General features: G+C 46.8%; 17 protein-coding genes. 6 read left to right on the top strand and 11 right to left on the bottom strand.

Features of this window, described 5'->3' with window-relative positions; all coding sequences use genetic code 11:
* Nucleotides 1-33: 33 nt before the first annotated feature.
* Genes CALK_RS01615 through CALK_RS01595 form a run of 5 tightly spaced genes read right to left on the bottom strand, consistent with a single transcriptional unit; the run spans nucleotide 34 to nucleotide 3,416 of the window.
* A complete protein-coding gene (locus tag CALK_RS01615; RefSeq protein WP_022635892.1) occupies nucleotides 34-1,290 on the bottom strand; it encodes a 3-deoxy-D-manno-octulosonic acid transferase in 1,257 nt (418 codons plus the stop codon).
* Nucleotides 1,287-1,784 carry a KdsC family phosphatase gene (locus CALK_RS01610; RefSeq protein WP_022635891.1) on the bottom strand — a complete coding sequence of 166 codons (498 nt, stop codon included), beginning with the start codon at nucleotides 1,782-1,784 and terminating at the stop codon, nucleotides 1,287-1,289. The genes CALK_RS01615 and CALK_RS01610 overlap by 4 nt, the downstream gene beginning before the upstream one ends.
* Entirely contained in the window at nucleotides 1,781-2,470 is a 690-nt protein-coding gene (locus CALK_RS01605) for an acylneuraminate cytidylyltransferase family protein (protein WP_022635890.1), read from the bottom strand. The genes CALK_RS01610 and CALK_RS01605 overlap by 4 nt, the downstream gene beginning before the upstream one ends.
* Before the next feature lie 10 nt (nucleotides 2,471-2,480).
* The gene (locus tag CALK_RS11880; RefSeq protein ID WP_022635889.1) at nucleotides 2,481-2,900 is read right to left on the bottom strand and encodes a GNAT family N-acetyltransferase; all 420 of its coding nucleotides are present in this window, start codon (nucleotides 2,898-2,900) and stop codon (nucleotides 2,481-2,483) included.
* A 12-nt stretch (nucleotides 2,901-2,912) separates the two neighbouring features.
* The gene (locus CALK_RS01595) at nucleotides 2,913-3,416 is read right to left on the bottom strand and encodes a single-stranded DNA-binding protein (protein ID WP_022635888.1); all 504 of its coding nucleotides are present in this window, start codon (nucleotides 3,414-3,416) and stop codon (nucleotides 2,913-2,915) included.
* Nucleotides 3,417-3,450: 34 nt separating this feature from the next.
* On the opposite strand from CALK_RS01595, the gene panB reads away from it, so the two are divergent.
* The 5 genes from panB to CALK_RS01570 all read left to right on the top strand — a co-directional run bounded on the left by panB (nucleotide 3,451) and on the right by CALK_RS01570 (nucleotide 8,772).
* Nucleotides 3,451-4,308 carry a 3-methyl-2-oxobutanoate hydroxymethyltransferase gene (panB, locus tag CALK_RS01590; protein WP_275574359.1) on the top strand — a complete coding sequence of 286 codons (858 nt, stop codon included), beginning with the start codon at nucleotides 3,451-3,453 and terminating at the stop codon, nucleotides 4,306-4,308.
* Nucleotides 4,305-5,069 carry an inositol monophosphatase family protein gene (locus CALK_RS01585; protein ID WP_022635886.1) on the top strand — a complete coding sequence of 255 codons (765 nt, stop codon included), beginning with the start codon at nucleotides 4,305-4,307 and terminating at the stop codon, nucleotides 5,067-5,069. The genes panB and CALK_RS01585 overlap by 4 nt, the downstream gene beginning before the upstream one ends.
* Before the next feature lie 10 nt (nucleotides 5,070-5,079).
* Complete coding sequence (gene icd / locus CALK_RS01580; protein WP_022635885.1) at nucleotides 5,080-6,303, top strand: NADP-dependent isocitrate dehydrogenase; 1,224 nt, start codon at nucleotides 5,080-5,082, stop codon at nucleotides 6,301-6,303.
* Between the two features lie 132 nt (nucleotides 6,304-6,435).
* Complete coding sequence (locus CALK_RS01575) at nucleotides 6,436-8,106, top strand: hypothetical protein (RefSeq protein ID WP_022635884.1); 1,671 nt, start codon at nucleotides 6,436-6,438, stop codon at nucleotides 8,104-8,106.
* A gap of 18 nt (nucleotides 8,107-8,124) precedes the next feature.
* Nucleotides 8,125-8,772, top strand: coding sequence for a hypothetical protein (locus CALK_RS01570; RefSeq protein ID WP_022635883.1), 648 nt, complete (start codon nucleotides 8,125-8,127; stop codon nucleotides 8,770-8,772).
* A gap of 6 nt (nucleotides 8,773-8,778) precedes the next feature.
* On the opposite strand, the gene CALK_RS01565 is transcribed toward CALK_RS01570, so the two are convergent.
* Nucleotides 8,779-9,153 carry a DUF2784 family protein gene (locus CALK_RS01565; RefSeq protein WP_022635882.1) on the bottom strand — a complete coding sequence of 125 codons (375 nt, stop codon included), beginning with the start codon at nucleotides 9,151-9,153 and terminating at the stop codon, nucleotides 8,779-8,781.
* Nucleotides 9,154-9,216: 63 nt separating this feature from the next.
* Here CALK_RS01565 and dtd point away from each other — a divergent pair, with 63 nt between their 5' ends.
* Complete coding sequence (gene dtd, locus CALK_RS01560) at nucleotides 9,217-9,675, top strand: D-aminoacyl-tRNA deacylase (RefSeq protein ID WP_022635881.1); 459 nt, start codon at nucleotides 9,217-9,219, stop codon at nucleotides 9,673-9,675.
* Here dtd and CALK_RS01555 read toward each other — a convergent pair.
* The 5 genes from CALK_RS01555 to CALK_RS01535 all read right to left on the bottom strand — a co-directional run bounded on the left by CALK_RS01555 (nucleotide 9,638) and on the right by CALK_RS01535 (nucleotide 12,936).
* Nucleotides 9,638-10,036 (bottom strand): hypothetical protein, encoded by a 399-nt coding sequence (locus tag CALK_RS01555; protein ID WP_022635880.1) that lies wholly within the window; start codon nucleotides 10,034-10,036, stop codon nucleotides 9,638-9,640. The genes dtd and CALK_RS01555 overlap by 38 nt on opposite strands.
* Nucleotides 10,036-10,512, bottom strand: coding sequence for a metal-dependent hydrolase (locus tag CALK_RS01550; protein ID WP_022635879.1), 477 nt, complete (start codon nucleotides 10,510-10,512; stop codon nucleotides 10,036-10,038). The genes CALK_RS01555 and CALK_RS01550 overlap by 1 nt, the downstream gene beginning before the upstream one ends.
* Nucleotides 10,499-10,756 (bottom strand): hypothetical protein, encoded by a 258-nt coding sequence (locus CALK_RS12990; RefSeq protein ID WP_022635878.1) that lies wholly within the window; start codon nucleotides 10,754-10,756, stop codon nucleotides 10,499-10,501. Before CALK_RS12990 ends, CALK_RS01550 begins: the two co-directional genes overlap by 14 nt.
* A 4-nt stretch (nucleotides 10,757-10,760) precedes the next feature.
* On the bottom strand, nucleotides 10,761-11,903 hold the full coding sequence (locus CALK_RS01540) for an HD domain-containing phosphohydrolase (RefSeq protein ID WP_022635877.1): 1,143 nt from the start codon (nucleotides 11,901-11,903) through the stop codon (nucleotides 10,761-10,763).
* A gap of 76 nt (nucleotides 11,904-11,979) precedes the next feature.
* Nucleotides 11,980-12,936, bottom strand: a complete 957-nt coding sequence (locus CALK_RS01535; RefSeq protein ID WP_022635876.1) for an ROK family protein — start codon at nucleotides 12,934-12,936, stop codon at nucleotides 11,980-11,982.
* Nucleotides 12,937-13,002: the final 66 nt, after the last annotated feature.

Raw genomic sequence — 13,002 nt, 5'->3', positions numbered from 1 at the left:
TCATCAAAGAATCCCCCTCATTCTACCATGATGTTATGGTAAATTCAATCCAAGCTCCACAGAAATTTCAGTGGAAGCTCCGCATGAGGCAGAAATGAACAGAGAGAGTTTCTGAGAAAGAAGCTCGTGCTGCTCTCGCCCTTCTGCAAGAAAGTGTGCAAAATCTGTTGCACAGTGTACCACCCACGTAAGGTTTTCTTCTGCCAGAGTAACCGCTTCATCAAGAAGCGTATAGCGGGGGCCGTATGCGACGGGCAGAGCATAGACAGCCGGCTCTATAACAGAGTGAACCCCTGCTCCAAACCCGGCTCCAACATAGGCCCAATCACCATATGCATACAGCTCAGCAAGAATTCCCACTGAATCAATAATAACAGCGTCACTTCTACCAAAACAAGGAGATTCACTATAGCGATGACTGGTAAAACCATGATGAGAAAGAGCTTTTTCCGCTTCTCTCAGGGCTGCGGCATCTACCTCGTGAGGGACCACGATAATATGGGCCACCTCACCACCGTTTCTGCGGTACTGAGACACCCCCGTGAACACCGGAACATAGTCTGAGGAAATAAGAGAACCCAGGACAAGCACCGTTCCCTGTGGCTCATCGTTGAAATGCCTTCGAGAATTTTGTTCCGCCCGAGCACGAACCCGCTCAAAACGAGTATCCCCCACCACAGAAACTGCCATGCGTGGTTGTACCTCATGGAGAAGATGCCTTAAACGATCTGATCCCGTAAAAACAGTATCAAAAAGACGAAACACCGCTGCATAAAACGGGCGGGCAATCCGCGCATATCGCACCGACTCCGGATATATATTAGCATTAACATAGGCGGTGGTACAGTTGAAAAGCCGCGCAACCCAAAGATGCGCCGGCCATACGTCATGACGATTTGTGATATAGAGTCCCGGACGAAAAAGAAGAAAAAAGAGCACAGCAGAACAGAGTGAGTCGGGGGGGTGGTAGAAAGTCACGTCACTCATGTCAGAAGCATGAATTTTTCGGAATATGGTCGGCGAGAAAACTGTTTGGATAATAATATATTGGGAACGATCAATTCGCGCAAGAAGCGGAGCAACCTGTTCGTACTCTCCTCCCGAGGCAGCATGAATTACCACGGGAGTCCGTCCATCCCGTCGCAGCTTTGAGACGGTTCTCCACGAAGATACAAAACAACCATACTCCGAAAAGAAACGCTCACGACCCTTGCTGGTTATCAATGAGAAAAGGCGAAAAACACCCCAGATAAGAGGAGATACAACAAGGTAGATCCTCAGAAGTATCATCCCCTGCTCCGAAAGCTCAATAAATAGTCAGTAAACTCACGAAACGCCCCGGCACCTCCCCCGCAACGAGTGGTGTAATGGGGAGTAAAAATATTTTGAATAGGACTTGTATGAGGCATAGCAGCACATCCTACCGCCTGCAGAAGGGCAAGATCATTGAGATCATCGCCAATGTAGGCCACTTGATCAAGGGAGATACGAAGATCTTTACAGATGCTTCTCATTCTCAAAAGCTTCTCTTTTTCACCGGGATAATAGTGCACAATCCCCAACTTCTTCATTCGACCATGTACCGCCGAAGAATTTTCCCCTGTTAAAACAGCACAGTGAAGCCCATGCTCGCGCAAACGGGCCACGGCCATTCCGTCATAGGTAGAAAAACGCTTCATCTCCTCGCCAGATGAACCGTAATACATACTCCCGTCAGTCCAAACACCATCAATATCTGTTGCTACCAACACAATGTGACGGAGCGTCTCCATGGAACAAATCATTCTCTCCCCCGTTCTTCTTTTGCCAATGACTCGAGGAAGAGAAAATCTGCCTCTGTATCTATTTCATAACTGTACTCTTCTCCCATACAATAATACCCGATCGTGCCACCAAGACGATTTTTTTTCTCTTCAAAAAGGGCTTGAGTGAAAATATAGAAGGACCCATTCTCCACATAGGAGAGGTCCTCTTCCTTCATATCCTGTCGACGAGGACGCCGAGTGTAGTCATACTGGGCAACAGCACGATCATCCTCAGTAGTCCAAAAGAAGCGATGCGTAGGAGACAGGGATACCAAGCTATCATACCCATTTTGATGAAACTGCTCCAATGCAGCATCAAGGCATGCGGGAGGACGAAGGGGGCTGGTGGCTTGCAATAAAACGACTCGATCAACCCCAACACCCCGCTCCTGCAGGTATGCAAGGGCGTGCTCCACGGCACTTTCTGTGGTTGCTGTATCACCGGCAAGACGCTCTGGACGGTGAATAACAGAAGCTCCCGCATCACGGGCAACTTTTGCAATAGCAGCATCATCAGTGGATACCCACACAGAGCAAATGTGATGGCTCTCTTGCGCCGCCTTTATAGAATGTACAATAAGGGGGACACCGCAAAAGGGACGTATATTTTTACGAGGAACTCCTTTACTTCCTCCGCGAGCAGGAATAAGAGCTATGGTATTCATAGACAGATCCTTACAGTATTTTTTCAAAGAGGATTTTCTCTTTCTCCATCCCGATAATGGCATACTCTTTTTTAACAAGCAGACGTATCATGGAGGGGAAACAGTTTTTCGATTTAACAAACAGAGTCGTTGCTCCTGCTTGGGTAGCCTCCTGGGCAAAAGCGTCTAAGAGAGCAGAGCCAACCCCGCAACCACGAAACTTCGGCACAACCGCCGTAATATGATTGTACCACGTGTGGGCACGCGTAGGATACCCAAAAAGCACACCGGCACAGTGATTGTCCACACGGGCCTCCAAAACAACCCCGCCAAAGTGATCTCCCCGAAACAGGATATCATGGGGATCATCACAGCAAGACGCAAATTCAGGTATGGTGGCCTGAAAATCTGCAACATGGGCAAAGTCGGATTCGCTCCGAATAATTTTCACACACCCCCCATATTAAAAGGGGAGGTCATCATCAATTGGCATATCTGATGGTTGAGACGCCGGAGCAGATTGTTGCGGCTGTTGAGAGTAGCCGGAACCAAAGTCCTGCGGTGCTTGCGTATAGGATTGGGCTCCACCAAAAGATCCACCGCTCTGCTGATTTTGTCCGGAAGTATTGTCGTTGCGACTATCAAGAAAATTAAATTCACGAACTACAATTTCCGTACGGTACTTACGTATGCCGTCGCTCTCCCACGAACGCGTCTGTAGAGAACCTTCAATGTACACTTTACTGCCCTTGCGCAAATACTGACTCATAATCTCAGCAGCCTTATTCCATGCCACAATATTATGCCATTCCGTATCTTCACGCATTTGGCCGTCTTGGGTTTTAAACCTCCGCGTTGTAGCCATGGTAAAATTTGTCACCGCTGCACCGTTGGGAGTTCTTCGCAACTCCGGATCAACCCCAAGATTTCCAATGAGAATCACTTTATTCACCGAGCCTGAAGCCATATATCCTCCTCACTCATACTGATAGTTGAGAGATGTGGTTTTGTTTCCTGTAACAATATATTATTTTCCCCTTTTAAAGAACAGGGGTTTACCTCATGAGTCAGAAAAGAAAAAAGAAGTTATGCTCACTGCATACGACTACCAGACTGCCCGCTATGCCGTAGAAGCCGGGGTTGACATTCTTCTCGTGGGCGATAGCCTCGGTACAAATGTTCTCGGGTACTCCTCTGTTCACGATGTTACCCTTTCAGATATGCTGCATCATACCCGTGCCGTAAAACGCGGAGCGGGAACCGCAATTGTTGTAAGCGATCTACCTTACACGTCCATGAAAACCCCGGAAAAATGCCGAGACCATGCACAATCTCTTCTGGAAAATGGTGCAGATATGGTAAAAATTGAAGTGGAAACCGGACGAGCCCCTTATCTTGATCTTCTCAACAGGGAGAAAATCCCCTTCTGCGGCCACATCGGATTCACGCCCCAAACACCAGGGTTGTCCGTTTCCCTGCAGGGAAAAACAGCTCGACGCGCCACGGAGCTGCTCTCCTTAGCCAAACACATAGAGCATGCCGGCGCAAAATATCTTATTCTTGAGCTTATCCCATACAATATTGCCGCCCATATCACCTCCTCTGTACAAACGCCCACCATCGGTATTGGGGCTGGTCCGTACTGTAATGGCGAGGTGCAGGTGTGGTATGATATCTGTGGAATTTCGGAAAAAACGTACCGGCACACGCAGGTGTTTGCTCCCGTGGGAAGAGAAATCCGCACCGCCTTTACGGAGTATGTCCACGCCGTGCAGCACGATCGCTTTCCCACCATAAAGAATGCCGGTGTTGCCCCAGAAGAAACCCTGCTCACCCTGACTGGAGAAATACACCCGTGAACACCTATGAAACAGAACTTCGCCATGCCGCTGACATAGCCCGAGAGGTTGGGGAATACCAACGCAGGGCTCAAAAAGAGATTGGCCGTATCCACATTAAGGAAGACTCTTCCCCTGTGACAGAGGTAGATACGACCTGTGAAAACATTATCTACCGTGCTCTCAGCAGAGCCTTTCCCGAAGATGGTTTTTTCGGTGAAGAAGGAGGTATTCGAGCGGGAACATCGGGGCGACGATGGATTGTTGACCCCATTGACGGAACACGCCCATACATACGCGGCATCCCCACCTACAGCACGCTCATTGCTCTTGAAGATCATGGTGAGATAACCGTGGGAGTCGTAAACCTCCCCGCTTTAGGAGAATGTTATACCGCCCGTCTTGGTGGTGGTGCCTTCTGCAATGATACTCCCATATCAGTGTCAAACACCTCCTCTCTTGAGGCTGCCATGGGGGCCTTTCTCGGCACCGTTGAAACAGCCCGTGAGCCACGAGGAAAAAAGCTTTTTTCTCTTATGGAACATATTGATTATCCCTATGGATTTATGGATGCCTATACCTACATGGCAGTCGCCTCGGGAAAACTCGATCTTGCCGTAGGGATGATTGATTTTCCGTGGGATCGTGCTTCCGCAGCAATCATTGTAAAAGAAGCAGGGGGGAAATGCACGGACTCGCTTAATAAAGAGACGATCTACGGAGATACGTTCATACTCTCAAACAAAAAGATTCACCCGGAAATAGTACCGTATTTAAAATAAAGGAGCACCTATGGCAGAAGCAATTACCCTTACAGCGGGGACCATGAATGTCCCCAATACTCCCATAATCCCGTTTATTATCGGCGACGGCGTGGGGCCTGATATCTGGCGGGCTGCGGAGAAAGTTATCGCTGCAGCTGTGGAAAAAGCCTATGACGGCGAACGTTCTATCTCATGGAAAGAAGTGTTGGCAGGTCAGAAAGCCTATGATGAAACCGGCCAGTGGCTTCCTGAAGAAACCGTTGAAGCAATTAGAAAATACCACATAGCCCTGAAGGGCCCTCTCACGACTCCCGTTGGCGGGGGTATTCGCTCTCTGAATGTAGCCCTTCGCCAAAAATTGGATCTCTACACCTGTCTTCGCCCGGTAAAATACTTCACCGGGGTTCCCTCTCCGGTAAAACGTCCTGAAGATATCGATATGGTGGTGTTCAGAGAGAATACCGAAGACATTTATGCGGGAATAGAGTTTAAGGATGGTGATGCTGACACAGAAAAGTTTAAGTCACTGCTTAAAACTGAATTTCCCGAAAGATACCAAAACATCCGCTTTCCCGATTCATGCGGACTCGGCATCAAACCGGTATCCCGAGAAGGAACAGAACGTATTGTACGAGCAGCTATACAGTACGCCCTTGACAACAATCGTGACTCTGTTACCTTGGTACACAAGGGGAACATCATGAAGTTTACTGAAGGCGGATTCCGTGATTGGGGCTATGCACTTGCAAAAAAAGAGTTTGGTGCTGTTGAGCTTGACGGGGGGCCATGGCTCACACTCACTCACGAAGGACGTGAGATTATTATTAAAGACTCAATTGCAGACGCCTTTCTTCAACAAATTCTCACCCGTCCCAAGGAATACGATGTCATAGCAACCCTGAACCTAAACGGTGACTATGTTTCCGATGCTCTTGCAGCACAGGTTGGGGGTATCGGTATCGCTCCCGGTGCAAACATAAACTACACTACCGGCATGGGCCTTTTTGAAGCAACCCACGGAACAGCTCCCAAATATACCGACAAGGATATGGTAAACCCCTCTTCGGTCATTCTTTCATCAGAAATTATGTTACGATACATGGGGTGGACCAAAGCGGCAGATCTCATCAATGCCGGTGTAGAAGGTGCCATTGCATCAAAAAGAGTCACCTATGATTTTGAACGGCTCATGGATGGTGCTACAAAAGTTTCATGCTCTGGTTTTGGAGATGAAATTATAAAAAACATGTAGTTTCATTCGTTTCAGCGTGTAAAGCCTTCCCAAATGGGAAGGCTTTTTTACTTCTTTTGATAAAACCCTTTTCAAAAAGCGACACCTATGATACTATTGTAAAAAACTGTGTTATCACGCTGAGGAATACCAATGAAATGCATTCGGCCATACCTACTGTTAGTACTACTATGCCTCTGGGGAAAAACAGGGGCGTATCATATTTCCTTTGAAGAGGAATCATCCAGCTTGACAAGTACAGCCTACGCACAACTCACGGCTCTGTATGAAACCTATCAGGAACAACTACACGCACATGATACGGCTCTTCATCTGAGAGGTATCAGTCATGCCACAGCCGATACCTCCTTTATTCGTCTCTCCGAAGAGCGCCTGGCAACCATACGCACCTTTTTTACTGACAGAAACATCTCTCCCGAGGTAATTCAAGACTCCTGCTGTAGTATCAGCCCTATCCTCCACACAACGCGGCAAGGAAGAATACTTAACAGCAAAGTACATCTTTTTCTGGAACCACACGTCCCTGAAACCTTTTTTCTCATAAAAGCAGCACGGGGTGATACCCTTTGGCCAGATACGACACACTCGCACTCTTTCAAAACCGAGAAGACAGAACTTGTCAGCTCCCGTGGAGACACCCTTCGGCTCCTCGATACCAGTTCTCTCACGATACATGAAAAGGGAGTTGACTTTTCCGCCCGCGCCGGTGAGATGATATCTTCAGAAGCACGCCCATTATGCCGCATGGTGACCATAGGACCAATATGCCTTCAGGGTCAGGCTCACTTTACCCAAGACCATACCTCGTTCCGCCTCATACCTCAGACACCACAGGATACCCTCCACATCATTCATGAAGACACCCCCTATGAGATACTCCCATCCCAAGGATTTTATAGTACAGACACTTCCGTTTCGGTGGTTCATCTCCCAGAATCTCCGAAATTGCTCACCCCCTCGACGTTTTACAAAATTCCGGGAGAAAAAACAATACTTCGCTGGAGTGAAAGTGCGCCGTCCTACGACGTATCCCTCTATCATAACGACACCCTACTCTACAGTATACACACCTCAGAAACCGTGCTGGAAAAAGCGCTCCCCTATGGAGAAGTTACCCTGCACCTGCGCGGCCGCACCCCTCACGGCTTTCTTTCCAGAGATAGCACAACCACCCACCTGGGAATACAGCGAAAAACCGGACTTGCCAAACTTCATGATTTCCATGGCAAAGACACCCTCACCTCTCACAATAGGTTCTATACATTTCGCGGAACTCTTCGACCAAATACGTCCCTCCATATTGATGCAGACTCAATCTCTCTCTCTGATGATAAGACCTTCGAATATCCTCTTACCCTAGAAGAGGGGGCGCAAACATATCCCTTTGTGCTTACCTATGATGATGGATCAGAGGATACCCTTTTTCGCACCATTACCTACACCGGATATGATGAACGGTATTATCTTGAAGACTCTCTCATGGGATTACCAGCCTTTACTCCCACGGGAAGATATATTTTAGAAGGAACCATACCGAATGCGGCATCCCTTGCAATTCGTGGTGAGGCAGTGGATCTTGATTCAACGGGGCGGTTTTCTCACCCCCTTCGCTTTGGAACATATGGAACCCACACAGTGAACCTTGATGTGGTCTACACAAGCGGATATGAGAAAACTCTCTCAACAAAGGTAGAACGGATTCACGTTACCAATGAACTTGAACGGAATCTATTTCACCTTTTTACCACGGCTGTCATCAGCGGAATGGTATTTCTTGTTAGCTTTGGTATCGACGAACAATAGCGAAAGGAGTTCTCTCGAATGAAAAAAACAGTCTTCATCCTACTAATGGTAAGTGTCCCCCTCTGGGCAGCTAGAACAATTTCTCTCTCCATAGGTCCACAATGGCCCGGAAACAACCCCCTGATAAAAGAATCTGAATCAGGTACCGCATGGAATGCCTCGGTTGAGTGGGGGATGGGCTTTGATGACTTTATCAGATTGGGAGTAAAGGGAGATTTTATGTGGCATATATCAAGTAATCCCGGTATTGATGATGATGATGAGGATGAACCTGATACAGATGACGGCGTTCTTGAAGGGATATCGGAGATCAAGAGTGAACAAAAGATTTTCATGTTTCCCCTCTCTCTTTTTCTTGAAATCAGTCCCTTTCCCCAATACCGCTTTCATCCTGTATTCCGAGGACAGGTGGGGTACAACTCCATGACAATCCGCCATACAGATTATAATGATGAAGAGGAAAGCGAATGGGCCGACCTCATTGATGATGTGGGCGGCTATTACAATGGGGTTATTACGAAGTTTGGAGTTGACGGTGTGTATGATATCGGCCCCCAGTCATCGCTTTTTGTGGGCTTTGAGTATCAAGTTGCAACCTTAAAAAACGATTATGAAATTGACATGAATGCCCCATCCATTCGAATGGGTATATCAGTCTACTACTAGAAATGCTCAGGGGGGAGATGACCTCTCCCCGTGTAGCACTTGGTATACGGCAATTCCCGTCACCACCACCAAAGCCAAAACAGCAATACCGTCTACAAAATAACGGTGCATATGTATACCGGTCACTCGCATCAGCAAAAAATGAATAAAGGAGTCTGTGGGAATGGCATACCCAAGCTCTCGACGAATATTCCAATGCCAATCTGTCAGGAAGCAGTAGCCAAAACCATAGCGAATCCCCCCACCAAACCATGAGAGCCACGTAAGAAGAATCACAATCCGATGAATCCATCGAGTTCGCCGGTCGATCCACCCCAGAAGGGTGCAGAGAATAATTGCACTATGAAAATACCAGAAAAAAAGATTGAGCAGTTCAGCCATGAACACCCTCCGATACAATTATACTCTCTGGTAATATATTTTATCTGCAAAAAGGAGGAACATATGCGAGCTGTTATACAGCGGGTTTCACGAGCTCATGTATCTGTTGAAGGCACCTGTTGCGGAAAGATTGGCCAAGGAATCTTGGTATACTTGGCTGTACACGCCCATGACACAGATGAAATACGAGATTGGATTACAACAAAAATCCGCTCCTTACGTATTTTTGAAGATGAGTCTGGAAAGATGAATCGTTCTCTCGAAGAGATCGGGGGTGCAGTGCTTGTCATATCGCAATTTACTCTGTACGGCGATTGTCGAAAGGGTAGAAGACCATCTTTTTCGAATGCTGCTCCACCGCACCATGCAAAAAAACAATATGAAGCAGTTATTGCAGATTTAAAACAAACTCTTCCCGTAGTGGAATCAGGAACGTTTCAGGCGCATATGCATGTTGTATCGGAAAATGACGGTCCAGTTACCCTTATTCTTGAGAAGGAAGGGGATCAAGCTCCCGAATAAACAAATGGAGATGAAACCGGCGGCGAAGAGAAAAAAAACCGAGGATATCTTCGTATAACGCCTTTTCTATGGCCTGAACTGAGGGATCTCGGTCTGTCACCTTTTCTAATTGACGATGCACCGCCATGGCGATAAAAAGAGAATCCTGTTCTATTCGTTTCTTCATGAGAGAATCGGGGACGAGTAGGGTAAGTTCAACCTGCGCTGCGTAATCGAGAAAGGGAACCTGGGCATAGTCGAAAGAAATTCGATGCTGAAGTCGGGTTGTATCAACCTCTGCCATGGAAAACCCGCGCCGTTCTCCTGCCGCCAGGATGCTCGTTCCCAGAGCAATACATAGAAATATGTATACAACACGCATTAGAAAAAAATCCGATCAAACACGAGATGTCCCATGTATGCACATATTCCTGCAAGGGTGTAGGGCATACACTGTACCAGTGAGTCTCTTCCATAAAGAAACACCGGAATTGCTGTAAGCAACAAGGGTATGAAGAAAGCACAGAACAGAGAGTGTGTCCACCCCCGATGTCGAGAAAGAACAGGAATCAGGGAAAAGAGGCCAAGAAATGCTGCCTCTTCGTAGTTTCCAAGGAGAATCAGTAGAAAGAGTAATATAAAAATGAGAGAATACAGGAAGTGACTCCCAACACTATTTGTATCAATATCGGGAAAAAGTCCGAAAAACAATACCGTAGCAAACAACCTCAAAAGGCCTTCATGAGAAAAGAATTCCTGAGGAACTAACGACACGTAACGAGAAAACACATACGCTGACAGATAGAAAACAAGGCCAAGGAGAATTGAAACAGCCGTATGTGTTTTATACCCCGCCACACCTGCTCCTACAGAAGGTATACAAGGGCGGTATAGAGTCAGTATATATATGGCTGCCCTGGTTAATATTGATATGCTCACGGAGATCTTCCTCTTCAAACCATCCGAGTCGAGGCCCCACAAAAAGGATACAAGCTAAGAGTATCACAATGGGAAGTAACAGGCGCAATACTCCCTTCAATATGGAGATCGCTAAGAGAAGAAGAAAGATAGTACCTGCAATAATTAATAAATCCTCTGCCATTATCCTAATCCTGAAAACGGGTTCGAATGTCAATAAAAACAGCTTGATTTTCTAAAAATATATCCGTTATCCGTGGGTCAAACTGTTTTCCTCGTTCTTTCTCAAAAAGAGCAATAATCTTTTCATGAGGCCACGCAGATTTGTAACATCGTTTACTCGCCAAGGCATCAAACACATCCGCAACGGCAACAATACGGCCATACTCATGGATATCGGTACCACTCTTTCCTGCTGGATACCCTGCTCCATCCCACCGTTCATGGTGTTCCAAGGCAATCCATGCCGCAGCCTGTAATAACGCTCTATTAGAATGCTTTAACATATCATAGCCTAAGCGCGAGTGCCGTTTCATAACACCGAACTCGTCAGCCGTAAGACGGCCATTCTTAAGTAGGATTTTATCTGGAATCGCAATTTTTCCAATATCATGGAGGGAAGAAGCAACTCCGAGAACATCACATTCTTCACGGGAATACCCCAAGTGTTCGGCAATAAAGCGACAATATTCAGACACACGCTTTACATGATACCCCGTTTCGCGAGAACGCATTTCCGCAGTTTCGGCGAGAGTAAAAACAATTTCATTTTGCGTCTGGGTCAACTCATCTCGAAGAAGGTGAGCGTCAATCTCACGGGCAATGTAAACAGTTACAATATTTAAGTAGCGAATATCCTGTTCTTGATATCCCTTTCTTGAAATGGTTCCCTTGGGACTCAGGCGATTAAGAGCCTGAAAAACTCCAACAATCTCACCATTACTTGTCGTAAGGGGCAAAGCAATAATACTCTGCGTAGTGTAGCCAGTTTCTTTGTCAATGGAAGCATTAAAACGGGAATCATTGTAAGGGTCATTAATAATCACAGGTTCTCGCCTCTGAAAGCATAAACCAACCACGCCTTCCGTATCAGACACACGAATTGTTTCAATGCCATCAGCAAGACGGGTCCATAAACGGCGCTCTTTCACCGAATGAACCCAAATCGTACATCGATCAGAAGGAACAATGCTGTGGGCAAGAAGGGAAAATTCCTTCAGAAGAACAGAGATATCATCCTTCTCAGCCATAACATGAGCAATGGATGTGAGCAGATTTTTTAAAATTTTTCCGGACTCTTTCTCCCCTAAGTGCGCAGCGTCCTCATACATTTTTGAGTCCTGTCTGTTTAATCTGAGACAACAAAATTATACCTAGAGCTTTGCAAAAAGTCAAGAAAAAAACAGGTTACGAAGAGAGAATCATATTCCACACAAGCCCCGCTGCGCCCAACACCGCCGCGTCAGACTCTTTTAATTCTGAATTGGTGAAGACAACAGTGTCATGAAAATTCTTCATACAATATCGAGCATAATACTTGCGAAATGGAGCCATCAGATACTCACCGGAATGGGTAAGGCCTCCAAAAAAGACGATCATCTCAGGACTCAGGAAAACCACCACATCCGCCATGGCCTGCGCCAACCAATCACCCGTTTTATCAAAAGCCTCTAAGGCAATGGGGTCACCGGAAACAGCTGCGGTATACACATCTTTAGCGGTAAGTTTTTCAGCTGAGATATTACGCAAAGATGACTCACCACGCCGCAGAGAAAGAAGCTCAAAAACCGTACGACAAATACCTGTGGCTGAGACATACGTTTCCACGCATCCCTTGCGGCCACACCCACAATCACGCCCCCCAGTAATGAGGTTGGAGTGCCCCAGTTCTCCGGCAAAACCCGTTTTTCCCGTAAGTATCTGCCCATTGATAATCACCCCACTCCCTAAGCCGGTTCCCAAGGTTATTTGCACAAAATTCTTCACCCCCTTGGCAGCACCATACATCATTTCACCATAGGCAGATGCATTCGCATCATTTGTCACCACCACAGGATATCCCAGGGCATCAGCAAAGCCTTGGCGAAGATCAACAGGACACTCCCATTCTAAATTGGAAGCCGATTCGACCACACCGGTGTAATGATTTGCATCGGGAGCACCAATACCAACCCCAACAATCTCTAAGCGGGGGTGGGCTTGCTGTAAAGCTACTGCCTCACGACGGACATTTTCTAAATATTCTGCAAATGAAGCATATCCACACGTGGGAATAGACCGGACGTCCCGCACAATCCCGCCATACTCAACAAGACCGATAACCGTATTTGTGCCGCCGATATCAATGCCCAGGGCAAATTTCATAGATTCTCCTTTGTAGGTGTACTGGAAAATATGATCTGCCCCAAATATTTACAAGAAAAACACACT

Source organism: Chitinivibrio alkaliphilus ACht1 (assembly GCF_000474745.1).
GTDB classification, from domain to species: Bacteria; Fibrobacterota; Chitinivibrionia; order Chitinivibrionales; family Chitinivibrionaceae; genus Chitinivibrio; species Chitinivibrio alkaliphilus.
This window is presented reverse-complemented; position numbering and strand designations above follow the sequence as displayed.

Coding starts and splice junctions, on each gene's coding strand:
- CALK_RS01535 (WP_022635876.1), bottom strand. CDS start 12,936: ATGAAATTTGCCCTGGGCATTGATATCGGCGGCACAAATACGGTTATC.
- CALK_RS01575 (WP_022635884.1), top strand. CDS start 6,436: ATGAAATGCATTCGGCCATACCTACTGTTAGTACTACTATGCCTCTGG.
- CALK_RS01540 (WP_022635877.1), bottom strand. CDS start 11,903: ATGTATGAGGACGCTGCGCACTTAGGGGAGAAAGAGTCCGGAAAAATT.
- CALK_RS01570 (WP_022635883.1), top strand. CDS start 8,125: ATGAAAAAAACAGTCTTCATCCTACTAATGGTAAGTGTCCCCCTCTGG.
- icd (WP_022635885.1), top strand. CDS start 5,080: ATGGCAGAAGCAATTACCCTTACAGCGGGGACCATGAATGTCCCCAAT.
- CALK_RS12990 (WP_022635878.1), bottom strand. CDS start 10,756: ATGGCAGAGGATTTATTAATTATTGCAGGTACTATCTTTCTTCTTCTC.
- dtd (WP_022635881.1), top strand. CDS start 9,217: ATGCGAGCTGTTATACAGCGGGTTTCACGAGCTCATGTATCTGTTGAA.
- CALK_RS01565 (WP_022635882.1), bottom strand. CDS start 9,153: ATGGCTGAACTGCTCAATCTTTTTTTCTGGTATTTTCATAGTGCAATT.
- CALK_RS01595 (WP_022635888.1), bottom strand. CDS start 3,416: ATGGCTTCAGGCTCGGTGAATAAAGTGATTCTCATTGGAAATCTTGGG.
- CALK_RS01615 (WP_022635892.1), bottom strand. CDS start 1,290: ATGATACTTCTGAGGATCTACCTTGTTGTATCTCCTCTTATCTGGGGT.
- CALK_RS01555 (WP_022635880.1), bottom strand. CDS start 10,036: ATGCGTGTTGTATACATATTTCTATGTATTGCTCTGGGAACGAGCATC.
- CALK_RS01605 (WP_022635890.1), bottom strand. CDS start 2,470: ATGAATACCATAGCTCTTATTCCTGCTCGCGGAGGAAGTAAAGGAGTT.
- CALK_RS01610 (WP_022635891.1), bottom strand. CDS start 1,784: ATGATTTGTTCCATGGAGACGCTCCGTCACATTGTGTTGGTAGCAACA.